This window comes from Microbispora sp. KK1-11, from assembly GCF_006874435.1.
GTDB classification, from domain to species: Bacteria; Actinomycetota; Actinomycetes; order Streptosporangiales; family Streptosporangiaceae; genus Microbispora; species Microbispora catharanthi.
The window spans coordinates 89,732-111,954 of sequence record NZ_VIRJ01000011.1 but is presented as its reverse complement, the minus strand read 5'-3'; the positions used below and the strand labels follow the sequence as shown (position 1 = coordinate 111,954).

The 22,223-nt window shown below is 70.1% G+C and carries 20 protein-coding genes and 1 tRNA gene; 12 read left to right on the top strand and 9 right to left on the bottom strand.

Annotated features, from left to right (window positions below; genetic code table 11):
• Window positions 1–171: 171 nt before the first annotated feature.
• Together FLW16_RS17885 and FLW16_RS17880 are read right to left on the bottom strand one after the other, a co-directional pair.
• Window positions 172–1,290: a Gfo/Idh/MocA family protein gene (locus tag FLW16_RS17885; RefSeq protein WP_142561235.1), complete on the bottom strand. Its 1,119-nt coding sequence runs from the start codon at window positions 1,288–1,290 to the stop codon at window positions 172–174.
• A 103-nt stretch (window positions 1,291–1,393) separates the two neighbouring features.
• Complete coding sequence (locus FLW16_RS17880; protein WP_142561234.1) at window positions 1,394–1,999, bottom strand: TetR/AcrR family transcriptional regulator; 606 nt, start codon at window positions 1,997–1,999, stop codon at window positions 1,394–1,396.
• A gap of 164 nt (window positions 2,000–2,163) precedes the next feature.
• Here FLW16_RS17880 and FLW16_RS17875 point away from each other — a divergent pair, with 164 nt between their 5' ends.
• Entirely contained in the window at window positions 2,164–3,135 is a 972-nt protein-coding gene (locus tag FLW16_RS17875; protein ID WP_142561233.1) for an aldo/keto reductase, read from the top strand.
• Between the two features lie 134 nt (window positions 3,136–3,269).
• Window positions 3,270–4,292 carry an alpha/beta fold hydrolase gene (locus tag FLW16_RS17870; RefSeq protein ID WP_221891137.1) on the top strand — a complete coding sequence of 341 codons (1,023 nt, stop codon included), beginning with the start codon at window positions 3,270–3,272 and terminating at the stop codon, window positions 4,290–4,292.
• Between the two features lie 905 nt (window positions 4,293–5,197).
• Here the strand turns inward: FLW16_RS17870 and FLW16_RS17860 are convergent.
• Window positions 5,198–5,282 (bottom strand) — tRNA-Tyr (locus tag FLW16_RS17860).
• 147 nt (window positions 5,283–5,429) lie between these two features.
• On the opposite strand from FLW16_RS17860, the gene FLW16_RS17855 reads away from it, so the two are divergent.
• From FLW16_RS17855 to FLW16_RS17815, 9 genes are all read left to right on the top strand, one after another.
• Window positions 5,430–5,909: a GNAT family N-acetyltransferase gene (locus FLW16_RS17855; protein ID WP_260615363.1), complete on the top strand. Its 480-nt coding sequence runs from the start codon at window positions 5,430–5,432 to the stop codon at window positions 5,907–5,909.
• A gap of 54 nt (window positions 5,910–5,963) precedes the next feature.
• Complete coding sequence (locus FLW16_RS17850; RefSeq protein ID WP_142561232.1) at window positions 5,964–6,455, top strand: YajQ family cyclic di-GMP-binding protein; 492 nt, start codon at window positions 5,964–5,966, stop codon at window positions 6,453–6,455.
• A gap of 163 nt (window positions 6,456–6,618) precedes the next feature.
• A complete protein-coding gene (locus FLW16_RS17845; protein ID WP_185949474.1) occupies window positions 6,619–9,183 on the top strand; it encodes an MFS transporter in 2,565 nt (854 codons plus the stop codon).
• Complete coding sequence (locus tag FLW16_RS17840) at window positions 9,180–10,001, top strand: YceI family protein (protein ID WP_142561231.1); 822 nt, start codon at window positions 9,180–9,182, stop codon at window positions 9,999–10,001. The genes FLW16_RS17845 and FLW16_RS17840 overlap by 4 nt, the downstream gene beginning before the upstream one ends.
• Before the next feature lie 35 nt (window positions 10,002–10,036).
• Window positions 10,037–10,519, top strand: coding sequence for a MarR family winged helix-turn-helix transcriptional regulator (locus FLW16_RS17835; RefSeq protein ID WP_142561230.1), 483 nt, complete (start codon window positions 10,037–10,039; stop codon window positions 10,517–10,519).
• Between the two features lie 110 nt (window positions 10,520–10,629).
• A complete protein-coding gene (locus tag FLW16_RS17830; protein ID WP_142561229.1) occupies window positions 10,630–11,523 on the top strand; it encodes an ABC transporter substrate-binding protein in 894 nt (297 codons plus the stop codon).
• Window positions 11,520–12,359: an amino acid ABC transporter permease gene (locus FLW16_RS17825; protein ID WP_142561228.1), complete on the top strand. Its 840-nt coding sequence runs from the start codon at window positions 11,520–11,522 to the stop codon at window positions 12,357–12,359. Before FLW16_RS17830 ends, FLW16_RS17825 begins: the two co-directional genes overlap by 4 nt.
• The gene (locus tag FLW16_RS17820) at window positions 12,356–13,096 is read left to right on the top strand and encodes an amino acid ABC transporter ATP-binding protein (RefSeq protein ID WP_142561227.1); all 741 of its coding nucleotides are present in this window, start codon (window positions 12,356–12,358) and stop codon (window positions 13,094–13,096) included. The genes FLW16_RS17825 and FLW16_RS17820 overlap by 4 nt, the downstream gene beginning before the upstream one ends.
• A gap of 76 nt (window positions 13,097–13,172) precedes the next feature.
• On the top strand, window positions 13,173–13,712 hold the full coding sequence (locus FLW16_RS17815; protein ID WP_185949473.1) for a helix-turn-helix domain-containing protein: 540 nt from the start codon (window positions 13,173–13,175) through the stop codon (window positions 13,710–13,712).
• Window positions 13,713–13,716: 4 nt separating this feature from the next.
• Here the strand turns inward: FLW16_RS17815 and FLW16_RS17810 are convergent, their stop codons facing one another.
• From FLW16_RS17810 to FLW16_RS17790, 5 genes are read right to left on the bottom strand one after another with little or no spacing between them, the layout of a single operon-like run.
• Window positions 13,717–14,790, bottom strand: coding sequence for a peptidase C39 family protein (locus FLW16_RS17810; RefSeq protein ID WP_142561225.1), 1,074 nt, complete (start codon window positions 14,788–14,790; stop codon window positions 13,717–13,719).
• 8 nt (window positions 14,791–14,798) lie between these two features.
• Window positions 14,799–16,532, bottom strand: a complete 1,734-nt coding sequence (locus tag FLW16_RS17805; RefSeq protein WP_142561224.1) for an ABC transporter ATP-binding protein — start codon at window positions 16,530–16,532, stop codon at window positions 14,799–14,801.
• Complete coding sequence (locus FLW16_RS17800; protein WP_142561223.1) at window positions 16,529–17,368, bottom strand: ABC transporter permease; 840 nt, start codon at window positions 17,366–17,368, stop codon at window positions 16,529–16,531. The genes FLW16_RS17805 and FLW16_RS17800 overlap by 4 nt, the downstream gene beginning before the upstream one ends.
• Entirely contained in the window at window positions 17,365–18,324 is a 960-nt protein-coding gene (locus FLW16_RS17795) for an ABC transporter permease (protein ID WP_185949472.1), read from the bottom strand. The genes FLW16_RS17800 and FLW16_RS17795 overlap by 4 nt, the downstream gene beginning before the upstream one ends.
• Complete coding sequence (locus tag FLW16_RS17790; RefSeq protein ID WP_142561222.1) at window positions 18,321–19,973, bottom strand: ABC transporter substrate-binding protein; 1,653 nt, start codon at window positions 19,971–19,973, stop codon at window positions 18,321–18,323. The genes FLW16_RS17795 and FLW16_RS17790 overlap by 4 nt, the downstream gene beginning before the upstream one ends.
• A gap of 190 nt (window positions 19,974–20,163) precedes the next feature.
• Here FLW16_RS17790 and FLW16_RS17785 point away from each other — a divergent pair, with 190 nt between their 5' ends.
• The gene (locus FLW16_RS17785) at window positions 20,164–21,201 is read left to right on the top strand and encodes a hypothetical protein (RefSeq protein ID WP_142561221.1); all 1,038 of its coding nucleotides are present in this window, start codon (window positions 20,164–20,166) and stop codon (window positions 21,199–21,201) included.
• 155 nt (window positions 21,202–21,356) lie between these two features.
• Here the strand turns inward: FLW16_RS17785 and FLW16_RS17780 are convergent, their stop codons facing one another.
• The gene (locus FLW16_RS17780) at window positions 21,357–22,205 is read right to left on the bottom strand and encodes a M48 family metalloprotease (RefSeq protein ID WP_142561220.1); all 849 of its coding nucleotides are present in this window, start codon (window positions 22,203–22,205) and stop codon (window positions 21,357–21,359) included.
• Window positions 22,206–22,223 lie beyond the last annotated feature (18 nt).

Here is a 22,223-nt window from a genome sequence, read left to right as displayed (position 1 = left end):
CTCTCCAGATCGCCAAGACTTACCATCGCTCCCGCGACAACTTCTTCCTCAGCACGCCGCCGGCGGCGAAGGCACGCATGACCATCGAAGAGTTCGCCACCACGCGTTTCATCCCCCGAGTCGACATCACCCCCAGGCGTATCGGGATCGGGTTCGGTGCGACTGTGTTGTTCATGGGTTTCCTTGTCGGAGCCCGGCGAGCGAAATTCGTCGTCCTTCGGTGGCCGACCGGCCGATAGCGTCCAGGAGCCGGTGACGTTCAACGGCATGGGCGAAGTCCGGGGCGGTCGCGGTGCCGTGGGTGAGATCGTCGCGGATCGCCGCGTACGCGTGCGCCAAGCTGTGAATCGGTGTTCCGGCCAGATGGGGGTAGTCGTCGTAACCGTCGGGCAGGGTCAGCTCCGACGGCCGAGCACGACCGTGTGAGCCGCGTACCGTGACCGGCCCGAGATGCGGATACCCGGCGGCGGCAACCTCGAGAGTTCCCTCGGTGCCATCGACGAGCAGCGAGAATCCAGGTCCCGACAGCGTTCCGCCACGGTGGTGAACGGAGAGAACGGCTCCGTCGGGCAACGTGCCCGAGACGGCGATCTGATCCTCGGCGGTCATCGGGACCATCCGGCCGGTGCGGCCGAGAGGAACGAGCGGCCGCCTGACCGCTGTCGAGGCGACCACGTCCTGCAGCTCGCCGACGATCATCGACACCAGATCGATGGCGTGCCCGAAAGCGATGGTGAGCATCGTGGCTCCGAGGGCGCGGTCGAGCGTGTACCGCATGCGTTCGGAGACGGGGGTGCCCCACTCGACCGACGAAGCCAGCACTGTCGCGGACAGCAGCTGGCCCACGTATCCGCTGGCGACGAGGTCGGCCAGCCAGCGGGCGGTGGGAGAGGAACGCCCTTGGAGCCCGATGAAGGTACGCGTCCCGCGGACGGCTCGTTGCATCTCCTCGGCCTCGGCCAGATCAACGGCGAAGGGCCACTCGCTGAGCACCGGAACTCCCGCCTCCAGCGCGGGCAAGATCAGTTCGCGATGCCGGGGCACCTTGACCGCGACGACCACCAGGTCGACGTTATCGTCCTCGGCGAGCTGCTTGACCGACGCGTAGCCGGGCACCCCGAATGCCGCGCCGGCGGCGTCCGCCGACGTACGGGAACTCGTCGCCAGAGCCGTCAGTTCCATGCCGTCGACGGCCGACAGTGCGGGTAGGTGCGCTCCGGCCGCCCACCCTCCCGACGCGCTCAGACCCACGATCCCGACACCGATAGGCCGTCGTCCGCGTTCTCCCATCGCCTTCCTTTCGTGTTGCGTGCCATTTATGGCCCATTCGGTACAGAATTCGGCCCGGCGTGAACGGGACTACGAGGCCGTCGCCAGATGATGTACAGAGGTGCTAGCTCGGCCAGGCGAGCAGCGCCGTGTCGACGATCTCATCGAGTTCGTCGGCCCGAAGGCCGTTGGCGGCCTGAACGGCGATGCCGAAGCCCATCGTCATGACGTAGCGGGCGAGACGCCTCGGATCAGCGTCCGGCCCGAGATCGCCCTCGTCGACGGCGCGACGGAAGCGTTCCTCCAGGCGTACGCCCGCATCGTTGCGCCAGTCGACGAGCATGTCGTGCGCCGGCCGGCCCTGCTCGCTCAACGCCAGCGCTCCCTGAACGGACAGGCACCCGGCCGGGGCGCCGGGCGAGGTCGTGGTCCGGACGGCTCCGCGAAGGAACGCCTCAGCCACCCTCCGAGCCGTGGGCTCGTGCAAGGCGCGCGTCGAATAGGAGGCCGGCCCCTCGGCGTAGCGCTCCACGGCCTTGCGGAAGAGTTGCTCCTTGTTGCCGAAGGCGGCGTACATGCTCGACTTGGTGATTCCCATGGCGCCGGTCAGGTCCGTCAGGCTCGTGCCGTCGTATCCCCGAGCCCAGAACACCTGCATGGCGCGCTCCAGCGCCTCGTCGATGTCGAACTCCCGGGGGCGTCCGAACGCCGTACTCCGCGAACCACTCATGGCCGCACCCTCCTGTCGCCGGGGCTGATGCCGGCCGCGCCCATGGGCGCGGCCGACTGCTTCTCTCACACCCGACTTTAGTACCGATCGGTCCTGATGTGCTAGCGTTCTGGACCGATCGGAACTTAAAGCAGTCGGCCTCACCCCAGAAAGAGGACATCGCGATGAAAACCACCTCGCTTGGTGGGCTGGAGATCTCCCGCATCGGTCTCGGCACGATGGGAATGTCAGCCTTCTACACCGGAGCCGGCCGGCTCGACGACCAGTCGATCCGCACGATCCAGCGCGCCCTGGATCTCGGCGTCACCCACATCGACACCGCCGAGGTCTACGGCCCCTTCACCAACGAAGAGCTGGTCGGCCGCGCCATCAAGGGACGCAGGGACGAGGTCGTGCTGGCCACCAAGTTCGGCCTCGTCTCCCACACCGGCCGCCCCGGCCCGGACAGCACCCCGGCCAACATCCGGATCGCCGTCGAGGGGTCGCTGCGGAGGCTGGGCACCGACCACATCGACCTCTACTACCAGCACCGCGTCGACCAGGACACCCCGATCGAGGACACCATCGGAGCCTTGGCGGACCTGGTCGCCGAGGGTAAGGTCCGCCACATCGGCCTGTCCGAGGCCGGCCCTACGACGATCCGGCGCGCGCATGCCGTACACCCGATCGCCGCCGTGCAATCCGAGTACTCGTTGTGGACCCGCGACCCCGAGGCGGAGGTCCTGCCAGTCCTGCGGAAACTCGGTGTGGGCCTCGTCCCCTACTCGCCGCTCGGCCACGGATTCCTCACCGGCAGCATCCGCACGCTCGACGGCATGGACCCCGACGACTGGCGCCGCACCAACCCCCGTTTCACCGGCCGCAACCTCGAAATCAATCTGCGCATCGTCGACGAGGTCCACGCCGTCGCCGCCGAGGCCGAGGCCACCCCCGCACAAGTCGCCCTCGCCTGGCTGCTCGCCCAAGGCGACGACATCGCCCCCATCCCCGGCACCACGCGCATCGACCGGTTGGAGGAGAACACCGCCGCCGACCGCATCGAACTCACCGACGCCCAGATCGCCCGCCTGAACAACCTGCCGTCGGCTGCCGGCGACCGCTACGACGAAGCCAACATGGCTGCCATCGACCGCTAGCGACCTCGAACTCGGACCCGTTTCCAACCCGCGCCGAGCAGCTTCTCGTCCAGCGAGAGCCCGGGCGTCGCTCCGAACCTTCAACTGGATCCACAACGACCGGCCCGAGGCCGATCACGCCTTCTTGGAGAATCATGCGAACGAAAGTGACCGTCCTGACCAGGGCCGTCGTTACCGTCATCACCGCGGCCACCGCTGTCGTGGGGACCGGCCTGGTCTCGGCCGATGCCGCCGTGTCCACGAGGCCGGAGTCGGCCGTCGCGCAGAGCGCGGCCACCGCGACCGAGGAGTCCGTCGGCCGGCTGCCGCACGGCTACCGGTCGAACTACGCGCGGGTGAACGGTTTCCAGATGCACTACCTCCGTGGGGGCAGCGGCTCGCCCGTCGTTCTCCTGCACGGCTTCCCGCAGACGTCCGCCGAGTGGGAGCCGCAGCTCAAGGCACTCGCGAAGAACCACACTGTGATCGCGGTCGACCTTCGTGGAACCGGTGACTCCTCCGTTCCGGAGACCGGCTACGACACGGCGCAGCTGGCTGACGACGTGCATAAGCTGCTCGCCCAGCTCAAGCTCAACAAGGGCATCCAGATCGTGGCCCACGACATCGGCGCTTGGATCGCCTACCCCTACGCCGCGATGTGGCCCTCCGAGGTCAGCCGGATGGTGGTGATGGAGGGGCCCATCCCCGACCAGTCCCTCTACACGTTCCCAGCTTTCCCAGCGGAGGGTGAGCTGTCGACGTGGCACCTTGGCTTCTTCCAGAAGGACTTCGCCCAGGATCTGGTCCGTGGTCACGAGCGTGACCTGGTCAAGGGGTTCATCGAGCAGTACCTGGCCGTGGACAGCGCCTTTGATACTCGCGACTACGAGTTCTACGCCCGTTACCTCCGTGAGCCCGGCCGGTTCAAAGCGTGGATGGACATGTACCAGGCGCTTCACACCGACATCGCCCAGAACCAGAAGTTCCGTGAAGCGGGGCTACTGAAGATGCCCGTCTTGGCCGTCGGCGGCGAAGAAGCGCTGAGCAGTGCCGTCGGTACTCAGTGGAAGGGCTACGCCTCGAACGTTGAGACCCAGGTGATGGCCGACACCGGCCACTGGCTCACCGAAGAACGGCCGCGAGAGCTCACCACGCTGTTGCTCGGGTTCCTGCGCTGACGGCTGAAGACGCTGAGGTCGACCTTTGAATTGTCAAGGCGTGCACTGTTCGGGACTGTGCACGCCCTGGCCTCTCAAGGCGGTGGCCGCGCTGTGGTTGAGCCCGCCTGGGGCGCGGAGTTGGGATTGCTCCCAGTCCGTTTCCCAGACCGCTCGCCGAACCCGCCGTGCCGGTCTCCCGGCAGCGGGCTCTCCACGGTCCCTGCCGTCAGGCGTGGTTGGGTGCCCAGGGGTTGGCGATCTTGCTGCCGCGGTACCGGTGCCGAGTGACCGGGACTGATGCGATGTTGAACAGTTCGATCCCGTCCGCGGTTGGCCGTGTCCATCGGCCGACCTCATCGTTGATGGACTGTTGCTGGAGTTCAAGAGCACCCGCAGAGTCGACCGTTTCCCCTGCCAACGATCCTGCAGCTTCTGGGCTATGCGTTGATGGACTTCAGTGACCACTACCGCATCGACTGCGTCGGCGTGTACCTGACCCGCGCCGGTGCCCTCATCTCTTGGACGATCGAGGATTACCTTGCGCTTCTCGGCGCTCGCCGACGTGACCTCACCGAGTTGCGAGCTGCTTTCCAAAAACTCCTCAGCTGTCCGGGATGCTCCGCGGACAATGATCCATTGCCTGATGAACTGCCCGGCGTCGAAGCACTGTTGGCCGACTTGGCACTCCGGATCCCAAAAGGGTGCTGCCGGGTCTGCGCCCAGCCGCTCACTGAACCGATGATCGGCCCGACCCGCCCCGGGCTGTATTGCTCGCCGTTTTGCCGAAGCCGAGCACCCAGCCTGCGCTGTCACGGTTGGCTAACGTAATCCGGCAAGACTCAGCATGCGGAGCGACACCAGACAGCTGCATGGAGCCGGAAACCAGAAGAGGCCCCGGAGGGCCTCTGAGCTGGGGTTTCTGCTGGTGGCAGGTCCAGGGTTCGAACCTGGGTAGGCTGAGCCGACGGTTTTACAGACCGCTCCCTTTGGCCACTCGGGCAACCTGCCTTGTCTTCCGCTCGCTGCGGCGACAGGTAGAAGAATAGCGGACTTCCCGGGTGCACGTGACATGGGTTCCGGCTCGGCCGCCTCGCCTGCCTCAGGGCCCTGGAAATCCGGGAGCGGGCGCGGCGGCACACCGGCCATAGTGGGACGGTGATCAGACAGGCCGAGCCGGCGGATCTCGCGGCCCTTGCGGAGATCGAGAGAGCGGCGGACGGGATGTTCGTGCCGCTCGGCATCGTCTTCCCGCCGGGCACCACGGTCATCGAAGAGTGCGACGATCCCAGGCGTGTCATCGTGGCCGGCCGGCCGCCGGTGGGGTTCGCCCTGCTCGGGGTGGTCGACGGCCTGACCCACCTCGACCAGATCGCCGTACACCCCGATCACGGCAACCAGGGGATCGGGACCCGGCTCCTCGACGCCGTCTGCACGGCGGCCGCGGAGGCCGGTACTGCCGCGGTGACGCTGACGACGTTCCGGGACGTGCCGTGGAACGCCCCCTGGTATGCCCGGCGCGGGTTCCGGGTCGTACACCCTCACGAGTGGGGGCCGGAGCTCACCGCACTGGTCGAGCACGAGCGGGCCCTCGGCATAGAGGTGGCGCCCCGCGTCGTCATGAGGAAAGACCTCTGATCACATCGGGGCCCACTAATCTCGAAGGGCAACGGAGAGAGGACACGGACACCGATGGCCGACAGCAGTTTCGACGTGGTGAGCAAGATCGACCGGCAGGAGGTCGACAACGCCCTGAACCAGACGGTCAAGGAGGTCGGGCACCGCTTCGACTTCAAGGGTACGGGCGCGAGCATCTCCTGGTCGGGGCAGAAGGACATCGAGATCAAGGCGAACAGCGAGGAGCGGGCCAACGCGGTTCTCGACGTCTTCAAGGACAAGATCGTCAAGCGCAACCTGTCCCTCAAGATCCTGGACGCGGGCGAGCCGAAGCTGTCCGGCAAGGAGTACCGCCTGATGGTGTCCCTCAAGGAGGGCATCGACCAGGAGAACGCCAAGAAGATCTCCAAGCTCATCCGGGACGAGGGCCCGAAGGGCGTGAAGGCGCAGATCCAGGGCGAGGAGCTCCGGGTCAGCTCCAAGAAGAAGGACGACCTCCAGGAGGTGATCTCCCTGCTCAAGGGCAAGGACCTCGACATCGCCCTTCAGTTCGTCAACTATCGGTGATACGCGTCACAGCGCGACACCGACGGAAAGGCCCTGACCTGCGGGTTCAGGGCCTTCGTCGTTTCCGGAGGCCCCCGGACCATGACCACATGGTTGCCCCGAGCAACGATCAGCATATGATTGCTTAGGGTAACTAAGTTTGATCACACGGGGAAGGACTTCGATGGCGAATGCGATGACGCGGGAGACGCCGCCAGGCACGGCGGCCCCCGCGATGACGCACCGGGAGATCCTGGAGGCGCTCTCGGGCCTGATGCTGGGGATGTTCGTCGCGATCCTGTCGTCGACCGTCGTGTCGAACGCGCTCCCCACGATCACGGCGGAACTGCACGCGGACGAGACGACCTACACCTGGGTGATCACCGCGACCCTGCTCGCGGCGACGGTCTCGACGCCGATCTGGGGCAAGCTGTCCGACCTGTTCAGCAAGAAGCTGCTGATCCAGCTCGGGCTGATCGTGTACGTCGTCGGTTCCGCCATCGCCGGCCTGTCGCAGAACTCGTCGATGTTGATCACGGCACGGGTCGTCCAGGGCCTCGGCGTCGGCGGCCTCACCGCCCTCGCGCAGGTCATCATGGCGGCGATGATCTCGCCGCGGGAACGCGGCCGCTACTCCGGCTACCTGGGCGCGGTGTTCGCCGTCGCCACGATCGGCGGCCCGCTCATCGGCGGGCTGATCGTCGACACCTCGTGGCTGGGCTGGCGCTGGTGCTTCTACGTCGGCGTGCCGTTCGCGATTCTCTCGCTGATCGTGCTGCAGAAGACCCTCCACCTGCCGGTGCTCAAGCGCGACGTGCGCATCGACTGGGGCGGCGCGGTCCTCATCGCCGCCGCGGTCTCGCTGCTGCTGATCTGGGTCTCCTTCGCCGGCAACAAGTACGACTGGCTGTCGTGGCAGACCGGCGCGATGGTCGGCGGCGCGGTCGTGCTCGCGGTGCTCTTCCTCGTGGTCGAGTCCAAGGTGAGCGAGCCCATCGTCCCGCTGCGCCTGTTCAGGATCCGGACGGTCAGCCTCAGCGTGGTCGCCAGCGTGCTGGTCGGCGTCGCGATGTTCGGCGGCACGACCTTCCTCAGCCAGTACTTCCAGCTCGCCCGGGGCGAGACGCCGACGGTGGCCGGCCTGATGACGCTGCCGATGATCCTCGGCCTGGCGATCTCCTCCACGGTCTCCGGGCAGATCATCACCCGCACCGGCCACTGGAAGGTCTTCCTGGTCTCCGGAACCTTCTTCCTCACCGCCGGGTTCGCCCTGATGGGAACGCTGCGGTACGACACCGACTACTGGCTCGTCGCGATATTCATGTTCTGCGTCGGCGTCGGCATCGGCATGAGCCAGCAGAACCTCGTTCTCGCGGTGCAGAACCAGGTGCGGGCGGAGGACCTCGGCGCGGGCAGTTCCGTGGTCGCGTTCTTCCGCTCCCTCGGCGGCGCGATCGGCGTCTCGGCCCTCGGCGCCCTGATGGGCGACCGCGTCAAGCGCTACCTGGAGGACGCCCTGGCCGCGCTGGGCGTCCACGGCACCGGCCAGGAGAGCGGCGCGATCCCGAAGCTCTCGGCGCTGCCCGCCCCGATCCGCACGGCGGTGGAGAGCGCGTACGGCCACGGCATCGGTGACCTGTTCCTCTACGCGGCGCCGCTCACCCTCCTCGCACTGATCGCCGTGCTGTTCATCAAGGAGGTCCCGCTGCGGACCAGTGCGATCACGGTCAGCGCCGACGCGCCGGAGGCCGACGACACCCTCGACCCCGAGATCGCCCGCCAGCGGAACGGCGCCGTGGCCGGACGCCACGCCCAGCGCGACAGGCAGCGGCCGATCACGGCCGAGGCCGAGTTCGCCTCGCCGAACGGCCATGCCGCCACGCAGCCCCTGAACGCACGGCCCTTGGACGCGCAGCCCCTGAACGCGCAGGTCCTCACCGCCACGCAGGCCCAGCCGTACGCCGCGCTCGCCATGGAGACGCACGAGCCGGGCGGCGTGGACATCCGCGGGTTCGTCAAGGGCCAGGACGGCGTGCCCGTGGGCCGCGCCACGCTCACGCTGATCGACGTGCGCGGCCACCAGCTCGGCCGTACGGTCACCCGGGACGACGGGGGCTACGCGCTCCAGACGCCGGGCGGCGGGACGTACGTGCTGATCGCGTCGGCGGGCGACCGTGACCCGCAGGTCGCGACGCTGGTCGTGGGCGACCAGCCAGTCGACTTCGACATGGTGCTCGCGGCCTCGGGCCGGCTCGTCGGCACCGTACGCGGCGTCGACGGGACGCCGGTCGCCGAGGCGGTGGTCGTCGTGACCGACGTGCGCGGCGAGGTCGTGGCCAGCAGTTCGACCGACGCCGAGGGCGGCTTCTCCTTCTCCGGCATCGTGGCCGGCACCTACACGCTCACGGTCAGCGGCGCGGCGTACCGTCCGGCCGCCGTTCCGATCGAGGTGCTGGGCACCGGCCAGACCCGGCATGACGTCGTGCTGCTGCCCGGCGCGCGGGTGCGGGGCACGGTCCGCGTCAAGGACGGTGTGCCGCTGGCCGACGCCAGGGTCACGCTGCTCGACGCCGCGGGCAACGTGGTGGGCGTGGTGACCACCGGCGAGGACGGCGAGTACGCCTTCACCGACCTGACCGGCGGGCAGTACACCATCGTCGCCAGCGGCTACGCGCCCGTGGCGAGCACCGTGAACCTGGGCGGCCAGGGCGACGAGCCGTACGACGTGTGGCTGGGGCACGAGCGATGAGCGTCTCCGAGACGGTCCCCAGGGGACTGCACGCCCTGGTCAGGAGCAAGGACGGCTGGGCCGTGCAGCACGCGGTCGTCACGGTGACGGACACGACCGGCCACCAGGTGGCGCGGGCGGAGGCGGACGCCGACGGGCAGGTCGTCACCGCCCCGCTGCCGCCGGGGGTCTACACGGTGGTCGCGACCGCGATCGGGTACGCGCCCGCCGCGTCCACCGCGATCGCGACCGCCTCGGGCGCCGCCGAGGCCGGCACGCTGGTGCTGGCCCGGCAGGGCGGCACCGAGCTTCCGCCGCCCGGGGTGTGGACGATCGACCCGGAACACTCGAAGATCTCCGCCACGGCCCGGCACCTCGGCCTCAGCAGCGTGCAGGGGCGGTTCACCGAGTTCTCCGGCCGGATCGAGATGGGCGCCACGCCGGAGGAGTCGTCCGTGGTCGCCGAGATCGTCGCCGAGTCCATCGACACGGGCAGCCGGATGCGCGATGATCACCTGCGTTCCGCGGACTTCCTCGACGTCCCGGTGCACCCGGTGATCACCTACCGGAGCACCGGGCTGTCGCCGGCGGGCCCGGACCGGTGGACGGTGCACGGCGTGCTGACGCTGAGCGGCGTCAGCCGCCCGGTCGATCTCGACCTGACCTACCTGGGCACAGGCCCGGACCTGTGGGGCGGGCTGCGGGCGGCGTTCCGCGCGGTCACGGAGTTGCGCCGCGAGGACTTCGCGATGACCTACAACCAGGTCGTCCAGGCGGGGATCTCGCTTATCGGCGCGACACTGAAAGTAGAGCTGGACATTCAGGCGGTGCGCGGGTAGACCCCCTGCCACACGCAGTCAGGAGGAGGCAGGCCATGACGGAGGCGGAGATCGTTCCCCGACCGCCCACGGCCGGCGAACGCGAGGCGTACTGCGCGGTCGAGCGGCAGCTCGCCATCCTGCTCCGGCGCGCCAAGGCGTTCTCCGCGGGGATGGGGCGCAAGGTGCATCCCGAGCTGGACCCCGGCGCGTACGGCCTGCTGGTCCGCATCGACCAGAGCTCTCCGATGCGGTCCAGCGACCTGGCCGCATACCTGCGGGTCGGCCGGGCGACGATCAGCCGCCAGCTCAAGGTGCTGGAGGAGCTGGGGCTGATCAGCCGCAGCCCCGACCCCGAGGACGGCCGGGCCCATCTGCTGGCCCTCACTCCCGAGGGCAGCAGGCGGCTCGACGACGCGCGGGTCGCGCGCGAGGGTCAGCTGCGCACGCTGCTGGCCGCCTGGCCGGAGGAGGACGTACGGCTGCTCGCGCGGATGTTGGAGCGGTTCAACATGCTCACCGAGGGCATGCATCCCTGACACCAGAGGTCACAGGCGTTACTGCCTCCGTTCCATGCGGTGGCCAAACCGTCATAAGGGACGCTTAAACTGCGCCTCAGACGTTTTCGCACCACAGCAAGGAGGCCGGTGTGGCTCCCTGGTCCACCTATCGGAAAGCCGCGAGCATCGGGGCGGTGGCGCTGGCGGCGGCGCTGACCGTCACCGCCTGCGGGAGCGACTCCGCCGGCTCGGGCACGGCGACGGCTTCGGCCGCCCCCGGCGGCATCGCCCTCGTGAACGCAGGAAAGATCACGACCTGCACGAACATCCCGTACGAGCCGTTCCAGTTCAACCAGGGCGGCAAGGTCGTCGGGTTCGACGTGGACATCGTCGACCTGGTCGCGAAGAAGCTGGGCGTGACCCAGGACATCGTGGACATCGACTTCGCGGCGATCAAGAGCGGCGCCGCCCTGAACGCCCGCAAGTGCGACGTGGCCGCCGCCGGTATGACGATCACGCCGGAGCGGCAGCAGAACCTGCTCTTCTCCGAGCCCTACTTCGACGCCACCCAGGCGCTGATGGCCAAGAAGGGCAGCGGGGTCACCTCGCTGGACGACGTCAAGGCCAAGAACCTGAAGCTGGGCGCGCAGGCGTCCACGACCGGCCTCGACTACGTCAAGAAGCAGGGCCTCAACCCGATCGAGTTCGCCGACTCGCCCAAGGAGCTGCTCGGCCTGCAGACCGGCCAGGCGGACGTGATCGTGCAGGACCTCCCGGTCGTGCTGACCTGGCTGAAGAAGGCCGACATCGGCGCCAAGTTCGAGCAGGTCGCCAGCCTCGACACCGGTGAGCAGTACGGCATCGGCATGAAGAAGGACAACACGGCGCTCAAGAAGGTCGTCGACGAGGTCCTCGCCGCCGCCAAGTCCGACGGCACCTACAACGAGATCTACAAGAAGTGGTTCGGCACCGAGCCCGGCGGCGCGTCCGGCGGCGGTTCGGGTGCCGGGACCGGAACCGAGTCGCCCGCCGCCGGATCATGAGTGTTGTGAGCGAGCAGCAGGCGCCCTCCCCGGCTGAGCCCCGCAAGGGGCTCAGCCCGCGCAAGAGGCAGCGCATCAGCCGGGTCATCCAGTACGCCGTGCTGGTGGTGATCCTCGTCGTCCTGGTCGCGCTGGCCGACTGGAAGGCGATCGGCGAGTCGTTCCTCAACCTCGACGTCGCCGGCAAGGGCCTGCCCGAGCTGTTCACGGTGGCATTGCGCAACACCGTGATCTACACGCTGTCGGGCTTCGCCCTCGGCTTCGTCCTGGGTCTGGTGCTGGCCCTGATGCGGCTGTCCTCGGTCGCGCCCTATCGGTGGCTGTCGGTGATCTACATCGAGATCTTCCGTGGCCTGCCGATCCTGCTCATCTTCCTGATGATCGGCAGCCTCCCGCTGGCGTTCCCCGGCTTCGAACTGCCCGGCGGCGTGTACGGCAGCGCCGCGCTGGGGCTCGGCGTCGTCTCGGCGGCGTACATGGCGGAGAACTTCCGGGCGGGCATCCAGGCGGTGCCGAAGGGGCAGATGGAGGCGGCGCGGTCGCTCGGCATGCCGCACATGCGGGCGATGGTCTCGATCGTCATCCCGCAGGCGATCCGGATCGTGCTGCCGCCGCTCACCAACCAGCTCGTCATGCTGCTGAAGGACTCCTCGCTGGTGCTGATCCTCGGCGTCACGGCCGCCCAGGTGGAGCTGGCGAAGTTCGGCAATGACGAGTCCTCCACGTACGCCAACCCCACACCGATCCTCGCGACCGGTCTGACGTACCTGCTGATCACGATTCCCCTCGGGTACGTCGCGAGGCGGCTGGAAGCGCGTCAGGGAGCGGGCCGATGAGCACCGTCGAGATCAAGAACCTGCACAAGTCGTTCGGCACCCTCGAAGTGCTGCGCGGCATCGACTTCACGGTCGAGAGCGGCCAGGTCGTCTGCGTGATCGGGCCGTCCGGCTCGGGCAAGTCCACGCTGCTGCGCTGCGTCAACCTGCTGGAGCAGCCGACCTCCGGCACGGTGGTCGTGGACGGTGTCGACCTGACCGACCCCGACGTCGACATCGACGCCGCCCGGCGGCACATCGGCATGGTGTTCCAGCAGTTCAACCTGTTCCCCCACCTGACCGTGCGGCGCAACGTCACGATCGCCCAGGAGCGGGTGCTCAAGCGGAGCAAGGGCGAGTGCGACCGCGTCGCCAGGGAGAACCTGGAGAAGGTCGGCCTCATCGAGAAGATCGACGCCTACCCGCCCCAGCTGTCCGGCGGCCAGCAGCAGCGTGTGGCGATCGCCCGCGCGCTCGCCATGAACCCCTCGCTGATGCTGTTCGACGAGCCGACCTCGGCGCTCGACCCCGAGCTGGTCGGCGACGTGCTGTCGGTCATGCGGAAGCTCGCGGAGGACGGCATGACCATGCTGGTCGTCACCCACGAGATGGGCTTCGCCCGCGAGGTGGCCGACCGCGTGGTGTTCATGGACGGCGGCGTGATCGTCGAGGACGGGCCGCCCCAGCAGGTCATCGCCGACCCGCAGCACGAGCGGACCCGCGAGTTCCTGAGCCGCGTGCTGCACCCCGGCGTCTGACGGCACCCAGGCGTCTGACGCCCGGAGCGCCCCCTTCGTGGAACAATGGCGTACTTCGACAAGGGGGATGGGCGGGGTGGGCGCGCTCTCGGAGCAGGTGCGGGCGGCGATCGCGAGCAACGTGCGGCACGCGCGGCACACGCGCGGGCTCAGCATCCGCGACCTGGCGGACCGCTCCGGCTTCAGCAAGGCGTTGCTGTCGCAGATCGAGCGCGGCCTGGCCAACCCCACGGTCGAGGTGCTGGCGGGGCTGGCCGAGGCGCTCGACCTGTCCTTCGCCGACCTCACCCGGACGCCGCTGTACGAACCGCAGGTGACGCGCCGCGCCGGCGACGACGCGGCGCGCACCCTGCTCAGCTCCCTCGACCGGCGGCGCTTCGAGCTGTACGAGACGCCGCTGCCGCCCGAGCACGCCCACGAGAGCGCGCCGCACGGGCGGGGGTCGGAGGAGTTCGCCTACGTCCTGTCCGGGTCGGTGACCCTGGAGGTCGCCACGTACGAGGTCCGTCTCGAGGCGGGGGACGCCGTGCGGTTCTCGGCCGAGGCCGAGCACGGCTACCGGACCGGCGCGGAGCCGGCCCGGCTGCTGACGCTCGTCTCGATGCCCTCCGACTGATCCCCTACCCGAGCGCGATCATGCTCCGGTAGCTCGGCCGGCCATACCACGCGAGCCGGTCCAGCGTCGCGGCGGGCAGCGGCAGGTCGAGCGCGTCGAGGTAGGTCTCGCCCAGATGGGCGTCCGTCCAGGGGTCGTTGACGTGGAAGACGTCGCCGTCCACCCCGTGGACGGCGATCCAGTGCGGGCAGCTCTCGTCGTGCATGCCGAGCTGCTCGATCAGCACGAGCGCGACCCCGCCGCCCTCGACCACCGCGCGGAGCCGGTCGAGGTCGAAGGCGACGGTCTCCACGTCGATGCCCCTGCGGGACAGCTCGGCACGGAACCCCGTCTGGATGAAGCGCCGCAACTCGCGCTCCTCGTCCGTACGGCACAGCTCCAGCAGGGTCGGCGCCTCGGTGGACAGCAGCACCTCCGGCCGGACGCCCCGGCCGGCGGCGGCGAGCGCGAGGCCCAGGGGGTCGCAGCCGGCCACCGTGGTCGCCTCCCGCCACAGCCGCAGCTCCTCCTCGCGGGAGGGCTCGCCCCCCAGCCCCAGCCCGGCCAGGGCCATCTGCAGCGCCACCGGCCCGCAGGTGAAGTCGGTGGTCTGGCGCATGTACGGCAGCGCCCGCGCGGGGGGCCGGTCGCGCCAGCGCACCTGCCCGTAACCCGTCTCCGAGCCTGTTTCCGGGGCGCCGACGACCGGGCCCGCCCAGGTGGGCACCGGCACCTCCCGGTAGCCCCGGCCCAGCGAGCGTTCCCATGCGGCGTCCCGCGCCGCGAACCACCGCTTGACCGCCACCGCGCCCTCCCGCCAGGCGCGCTCCTCGATGGTGCGCACGAGCGTGTCGGCGACCGCCTCGTCGGACGCCCACACGTCCACGATCTTCCGGTAGGCGGTGAGCGGCCTGTGCACCTCGAAGGCGGCCCCGGCGAGCGCCCCGTCCTCCGTACGGGCCGTGACGAGCGTGCGCTCCTGCACACCGCCCGCGAGCCGCCAGCGGCGCATCAGGTCGGCGGGCACGGCGTCGAGTCCGTCGGCGACGGAGGCCACGTCCCCCGTCACGGGCAGCACGTCGACGCGTAGTTCGGTCATCAGGATCTTCACTCCGCTCGGGTCGCCGCCGGCACGGACGCCAGCAGCCGTTGGGTGTACTCGTGGGCAGGGGCGCCAAGCACGCCGCCGACCGGCCCGGTCTCGACGACCCGGCCGCGGTGCATCACGTACACGCGGTCGGCGACCTGCCGCGCGACGGCCAGGTCGTGGGTGATGAACAGCAGGGTCAGCCCCAGGTCGCGGCGCAGGTCCGACAGCAGGTTGAGCACCTGCGCCTGGACCGAGACGTCGAGCGCCGAGACGGGCTCGTCGCAGACCAGCACCTCGGCGCCGGGTGCGAGAGCCCGCGCGATCGCCACGCGCTGGCGCTCGCCTCCGGACAGCGCGCGGGGCCTGCGCCGGGCGTACGCCGCGGGCAGGCCGACCAGGTCGAGCAGGCCGGGCACCTCCGACCGGGGACGGCCGGCCGCCCTGAGCGCCTCGGCCAGCGAGGCGCCGACGGTGAGACCGGGGTTCAGCGCGGAGTACGGATCCTGGAACACGTACTGCACCCGCCTCGGGCCGGTGGCCCCGCCGCCGAACTCGACGCTTCCTCCGTCGGCCCGTTCGAGGCCGACCACGCACCGCGCGAGCGTGGTCTTGCCGGAGCCGGACTCGCCGACCACCGCGACCGCCTCCCCCGCCGCGACCTCCAGGTCGACCCCGTCGAGCGCCGGCGCGGCCGAGCCGGGGAACCGCTTGGTCAGCCCGCGTACGGTCAGCAGCGCGTGCGAGGAGCCCGCCTCCGGAGGAACGGCGGCGGCAGAAGGAACGGCGGGAAGGGGCGCGGCGACCGGACGCACGTCCGAGGGCCGCACGCACGCCGCCCGGTGCCCGCTGTTTCCTGGACCATGGGCGACCTCCGCAAGGGCCGGCTCGGCCGTACGGCACGCCTCGACCGCCAGATCGCACCGGTCCGCGAAGGCGCAGGCGCCGCTCACCGCGTACGGCCGGGGCACCGAGCCGGGGATCGTCGGCAGCTCCGGCAGGCGGTGGGTGACGGGCGGGTCGCAGGCCGCCAGCCGCGCCGTGTAGGGGTGCGCGGGCCGGTCCATCACCTCGGCCGCCGGGCCCTCCTCGACGAGCCGCCCGGCGTACATCACCATGATCCGGTCGGCCCTTGCCCGGGCGAGCCGCAGGTCGTGCGTGATCAGGATGAGGCCCATCCGACGCGCCCGCTGCAGCCCGGCGACGAGTTCGAGGACCTCGTGCTGGGTGGTCACGTCCAGCGCGGTGGTCGGCTCGTCCGCGATCAGCAGGCCCGGGCCGGCGGCCAGCGCGGCCGCGATCGCCACCCGCTGGCGCATGCCGCCGGAGAGCTGGAAGGGGTACCGCTCGGCGACCTCGGCGGGCAGTCCCACCTCGGTCAGCAGGCGGGCGACCCCGGCGGCGCGGCCGGCGCGCGGCAGCGCCCATCCGATCTGCTCACCGCAGCGGTGCACCGGCGACAGCGAGGTGAACGGGTCCTGGAGCAGCAGCGCGATCCCCGATCCCCGGATGCGCTGCCAGGGCGTGCGCGCGGCCAGGTCGTACGCCTGCCCGGACAGCTCCAGCCGTCCGGTGGCGTGCACGCCCTCGGGCAGCAGGCCGGTCAGCGCCCTGGCGGTCATCGACTTGCCCGAGCCGGACTCGCCGACGATCGCCACGGTCTCCCCCGGCGCCACCGTCAGGTCGACTCCCGCGACGAGGACGCCCGCCGCCGAGGTCACCCGTACGTCGCGGGCGTGGAGCAAGGGACTCATCGCGCCACCACCCTGCGGTCGAGCAGTTCCGACAGCCAGTCGCCGAACAGGTTCACCGCGGTGGCGGTGAGGATGATCAGCACGCCGGGCACGACGGCCGCCAGCGGGTTGTCGCCCAGCAGCGCGCGCCCGTCGGCGAGCTGGCGTCCCCAGTCCGGCGCCCCGGGCGGCACGCCGAGCCCGAGGTACGACAGCGAGGACAGCGCGACCAGCGCGAACGCCACGTTGAGCAGGAGGTTGGCGACCACGATCGGCACGATGTTGGGCGCGATGTGCCGGAACATGATCCGCGTCGGCCGGATGCCGAGGATCTTGGCCGACTCGATGTAGGGCCGGGGTGTCTGCTCCATGACCGCTCCCCGCACGAGCCGCACGTCGGACGGCGAGAACAGCACGATGAGCACGGCGACCGTGATCCAGTAGCCGCGCCCCACGAGCCCGGCGACCACGATGGCCAGCAGCACGGACGGCAGCGCCAGCAGCAGGTCGGCGTAGCGGCCGGCCAGCATGTCCACGATCCCGCCCCGGTAGCCCGCGAAGGTCCCGAGCAGGACGCCGATCACCATCGACCCCACGGCGACCACGATCGGGCCGGCCAGCGCCGAGCGGGCGCCCGCGAGCGAGAGCTGCAGGATGTCGCGGCCGAGCTGGTCGGTGCCGAACAGGTGGCCCTCGACGCCCGCGCCGACCACGCCCAGGTAGACGTCCTGGTCGAGGGCGTGCGGCGCGAGCAGTTCCCGGCCCGCCGCGCACACCACGACGGCCGCGAGCACGACGGCGGACAGGATCGCCACGACCGGCGGCCGCCGCTTCAGCCGCCGCTTCACCGGCTTCATCGGCGCACCGCCCTGGCCCGCACGCGCGGGTCGATCGCGAGGTACGACAGGTCCACGGCGAGCGCGGTCACCGACACGACCAGTGCGACGACGAGCGTCAGCGCCTGCACCACGGGGATGTCCTTGAACAGCACCGACTCCTCCATGAGCGAGCCGAGGCCGGGCAGCGCGAAGGTGACCTCGATCAGCACGGTCCCGCCGAACAGGTAGGCCACCATCAGGCCGAGGCTGGTCACGATGGGGATCGCCGCGTTGCGCAGCACGAGGCGCAGCACCCGTCGCTCGGACAGGCCGCGTCCCCGGGCGAACGTCACGTAGTCCTGGTCCAGCTCCCGGATGACCGCCGCCCTGGTCAGCTTCACGACGAAGGCGCCAAGCCCGAACGCCAGCGCCACCGCCGGGAGGACGAGATGCCAGAGGGCGTCGAGGAACCCCTCACCGGTGCCGTAGACGGGGAACCAGCCCAATCCCAGGGCGAAGACGTACAGCAGGATCAGGCCCACCGCGAAGCCGGGCGCGCTGACGCCGACGACCGAGGCCGCCACGATCACGCGGTCGAGCGGCCGGCCGCGCCGTACGGCGGTGGCGATCCCGGCCGGGACGCCGGCCAGGACCGACAGCAGGAACGCCAGCGCGGCCGTGGCCGCCGTGACGCCGGTGCGGTCGAGCAGCAGCGGCCCGACCTGCCCTCCGGTGCGGATGGACGTGCCGAAGTCACCGGTCACCGCGTGGGACAGCCACCACCAGTACTGCGCGAGGAACGGCTCGTTCAGGTGGTGCAGCTCGCGGATCCCGGCCAGGGCCTCAGGCGTGACGTTGCGGGTGCCCAGCAGGTTGCGGGCGACGTCGCCGGGGGCGAGATACAGCAGCGCGAAGACCAGCAGCGACAGCGCGAGCAGCAGCGCGAGCGTGGCGGCGGCCCGGCGCAGGGCGAAGGCGAGGACGGCGCGGTTCACTTCGCCGCGTAGACCTGCTGCGGCCAGTCGGCCAGCAGCGTGTAGGAGGTGTAGTCCCTGACGCCGATCGCGCTGCCGAACGCGGTCGCCGCCTGGCCCCACCACAGCGGCAGGTACGCGAGGTCGGCGGCCTGTGCGGTCTGGGCCTCGATCAGCAGTGCGGCCCTCTTCGCCGGGTCGGCCTCGGCGGTGGCCTTCGCCATCGTGGCGGTGATCGTGTCGTTGGCGTACTTGGCGGGGTTGCCCTCGCCGAGGAACCAGGTCGCGAGCTCGCCGGGGTCGCCGGTGGTGTTGAAGTACCACATGTAGCTCAGCGGCGGGAACTCGTTCAGCTCCGCCAGCCACTGCTCGATCGGCAGTTCCTTCACCTCGAGCGTGATGCCGATCTTCTTCAGGTCGGCGGCGAACGCCTGCGCGGCCGTCCCCAGATGCGGGCCGGTGTTCGGGTAGGACAGGCTCGCGCTGAACCCGTTCGGCACCTTCGACTGCTCCAGCTCCTGCTTCGCCTTCTCCAGGTCGTACGCGTACTGGGGGACGGCGGCGAGGCGCCCCGCCGCCTCCTGCGGCGACCAGAGCCCGCCGAACTGCTCGGGCGTGGACAGCGCGGTGGCGACCTGGCCCCGGCCGCGCAGGATCTTCTCGACGATCGCCTGGCGGTTCACCGCGTGGGCGACGGCCCTGCGGACGTGCACGTCGTCGAACGGCGCGGCCTTCGTGTTGAAGGTCAGCCCGGCGTAGGAGCGGTCGGGCGCGTAGACGACCCGGGTGCCGGAGGCGCCCTCCCACTGGCGCGACTGCGCCAGCGGCACGTTGAGCGCCATGTCGGCCTTGCCGGCCTTCCACGCCAGCAGGCGGGTGTTCTCGTCGGGCACGAACTCGAACCGGATCTTCGCGATCCTCGGCCGGGTGCCGTGCCAGGTGTCCACCCGGGAGAACTCGACGTAGGAGTCGGGGACGAACCCCGTGACCTTGTACGGCCCGGTCCCGACGGGGAGCGACTGCGGAGTGCCGAATCCGCTCTTGGCGTTCTCCCACGCGGCCTTGGGGGCGATCCACAGGGCGTCGGCGTTCGATGGGAGCCAGGCGAACGCCACGTCGGCGGCCTTGGCGGTGAGGGTGATCTCGGCGTCCCCGGTCTTCTCGGCCTTCTTCAGGTTGGCCCAGTAGGCCGCCGTGGCGGGCGAGACCTTCGCGTCCCTGGCCATCTCGATCGAGTGCAGCACGTCGTCGGCGGTCACCGGAGTGCCGTCGTGGAACCGGGCGTCGGGGCGGAGCCGGTAGACGTAGGTGGTCGGCGACGTGCGCTCGACGCCCGACGCCAGGGCGGGGACGATCTTCCCCGTGGTGTCGACGCCGACGAGCCCCTCCATGCAGATCCCGGCGACGTAGTAGTTGAGGATGCCCGACTCCTGCCCGGGATACAGGTTCGACAGCGATCCGGGCAGTGACACCCGGAGCACCTCGATCTCCTTGCCGGTGTCCGTGCCGGCGGCGGCGCTTCCGCTCGACGCCTTCGAGCCGGCCGGTGCGGACGGCGCCGCGCCGCAGGCCTCCAGCAGCGCCGCGGCCGACAGCACGGTCATGCCGGTGACCGCCGTCCTGAGGAATCCCCGGCGGGTGTGGACGCCGCGCTCGCCCGTTTCTGCCATGCCACGCCTTCCCTGTGACCTGGCTTGTCTACCAAGCCGCCCCAAATGGATAGAAGCAGTAAACACCACAGGAAGCCGGATCTTCCATACCTTTCCCGACCGAATGTGTAGAGATCTTGGCGTGGCTCATTCGTGACAGAACCTTCCGCCGTCGCACCGCATCTATCCAGGCGAGACGAAAGGAAGCCCGATGAGAAAACCCGCGATCCTCGCCCTCCCGGCGGCGGCCACCATGGCGCTGACCACCCTCGCCGGCGCCGCGCAGGCGGAGGCGCGTACGGGAGGCGCCTCCGTCACCGCCACGGCGTCGTCCTCCGCGTCGACCGTCCGGTACGCCTGGCTGAAGTCCTGCAAGAAGAAGGACGGCTACCTCCCCTGCGGCTCGTGGCGCCTCGCGCTCGGCAACGGCCGGGACAGCGCGTTGACCGACGCCCAGGTGTTCCCGCGCACGGCGAAGGGGAAGATCGACAAGCAGTCGTACACACCCCTGTCGGTCAGCGGCGACGGCCGGCAGGTGTCGTACTTCCGGAAGAAGGACGGCATGCTCGTCGTCCGCGACGTGACCACGAACAAGGTCCGCGCGCTCCCCCGCTCGGTGTCGAAGCTGCCCAAGGGCATCGGCATGGGCGACCTCGCGACGTCTCTGTCGCGTGACGGCGGCCTGCTGACCATCGACTACTACGACGAGGACGGCAAGGTGCCGTCCCTCGTCGTGAACGTCCGTACGGGAAAGGTGCGCAAGATCCCGGCCGACGCGGCGGTGGCGGGCTTCAGCCCCGACGGGAAGCACGTGCTCGTCTCCCGTGGCACCGCCGAGAACACCACTCAGCTCAGCGTGTACGACGAGGACGGGCGGCGGACGAACACCCAGGTCGTGCCGCAGGTCGTGGCCAACAACAGCCCGATTGCGCTCGCCGACGACGGCTCCTCCGTGGCGGTGCTGATCACCACCACGTCCGCGAAGCAGCGGGTGCGGGTGTACGACCTCTCGGACGACACCGTGAGCGATGCCGTGGACGTGCGCCTGCCCAAGAACGAGTCGGCCAAGCGCCTGGAGTGGACCCCCGACGGCGGCCTCAAGCTCTGGGAGACCCTGGACTGGACGAAGACCGGCGAGACCTACCGCGTCGTCGTGCGCACCCTCGACATCGGCACGGGCGCCACCGCCACGCTGGACTCCTTCCGGGTGAAGTCCAGCGTGTGGGCCTGGTGGCTGCCCGGCGAATGATCCGGGTCATCGTCCCGACATGGGCAAGGTCCACGAGAAGCTCACCGACCGGCTGTGCGAGTTCGTCACCACGCAGCCGGTCTTCTTCGTCGCGACCACCCCTGAGCAGGGCGGCCACGTCAACGTACATTCCTGAGAGCTCCGGGCTCGCCCCGTCACCGCCGGTAGCCGGCCATCCGCTCCAGACGGGCGATCCGCGCGGCGACCGGTGGGTGGGTCGCGAACAGCCTGCCGATCCGGGTGCCCCGGAACGGATTGACGATCATCATGTGGCCGGCGGAGGCGAGCCTGCCGTTCTCCGGGAGCGGCAGCCTGCGGACCTCCATCTCGATCTTGCGCAGCGCGGAGGCGAGGGCCAGCGGGTCGCCGGTCAGCCGTACCCCCGCGTCGTCGGCCGCGAACTCCCGCGAGCGCGCGATCGCCATCTGGATCACCGTGGCCGCGACCGGTCCGAGGATCATCACGAGGATGGCGCCGAAGAACCCCGGCCCCTCGTCGTCGTCGGAGCCGAAGAACAGGCCGGCGTACCCGAAGTACGTGATCATCGTCGCGAGCGCGCCCACGACCGAGGAGATCAATATGTCACGGTTGTGGATGTGCGACAGCTCGTGGCCGAGCACGCCCTTGAGTTCGCGCTCGTCCAGCAGCCCGAGGAGGCCGTGCGTGACGCACACCACCCCGTCACGCGGGTTGCGCCCGGTCGCGAACGCGTTGGGCTGCATCGTCGGGGACACGTACAGGCGGGGCATCGGCGCGCGGGCCTCGGTGCACAGCTCGCGGACGACGCGATAGAGGACCGGCTGTTCCACCTCCGCCACGGGCCGGGCCCGCATGGCCGACAGCGCGATCCTGTCGGCGCAGAAGTAGGCGACGCCGCTGACCGCGAGGGCGGCCACGACCGCGATCCGGGCACCCGTGCCACCCCCCAGCCAGGCCCCGGCCACCAGGAGCAACGAGGACAGCGCTCCCAGCAGGACCGCGGTGCGCAGGCGGTTGTGGTGCACGCCTCCTCCTCACGGCTT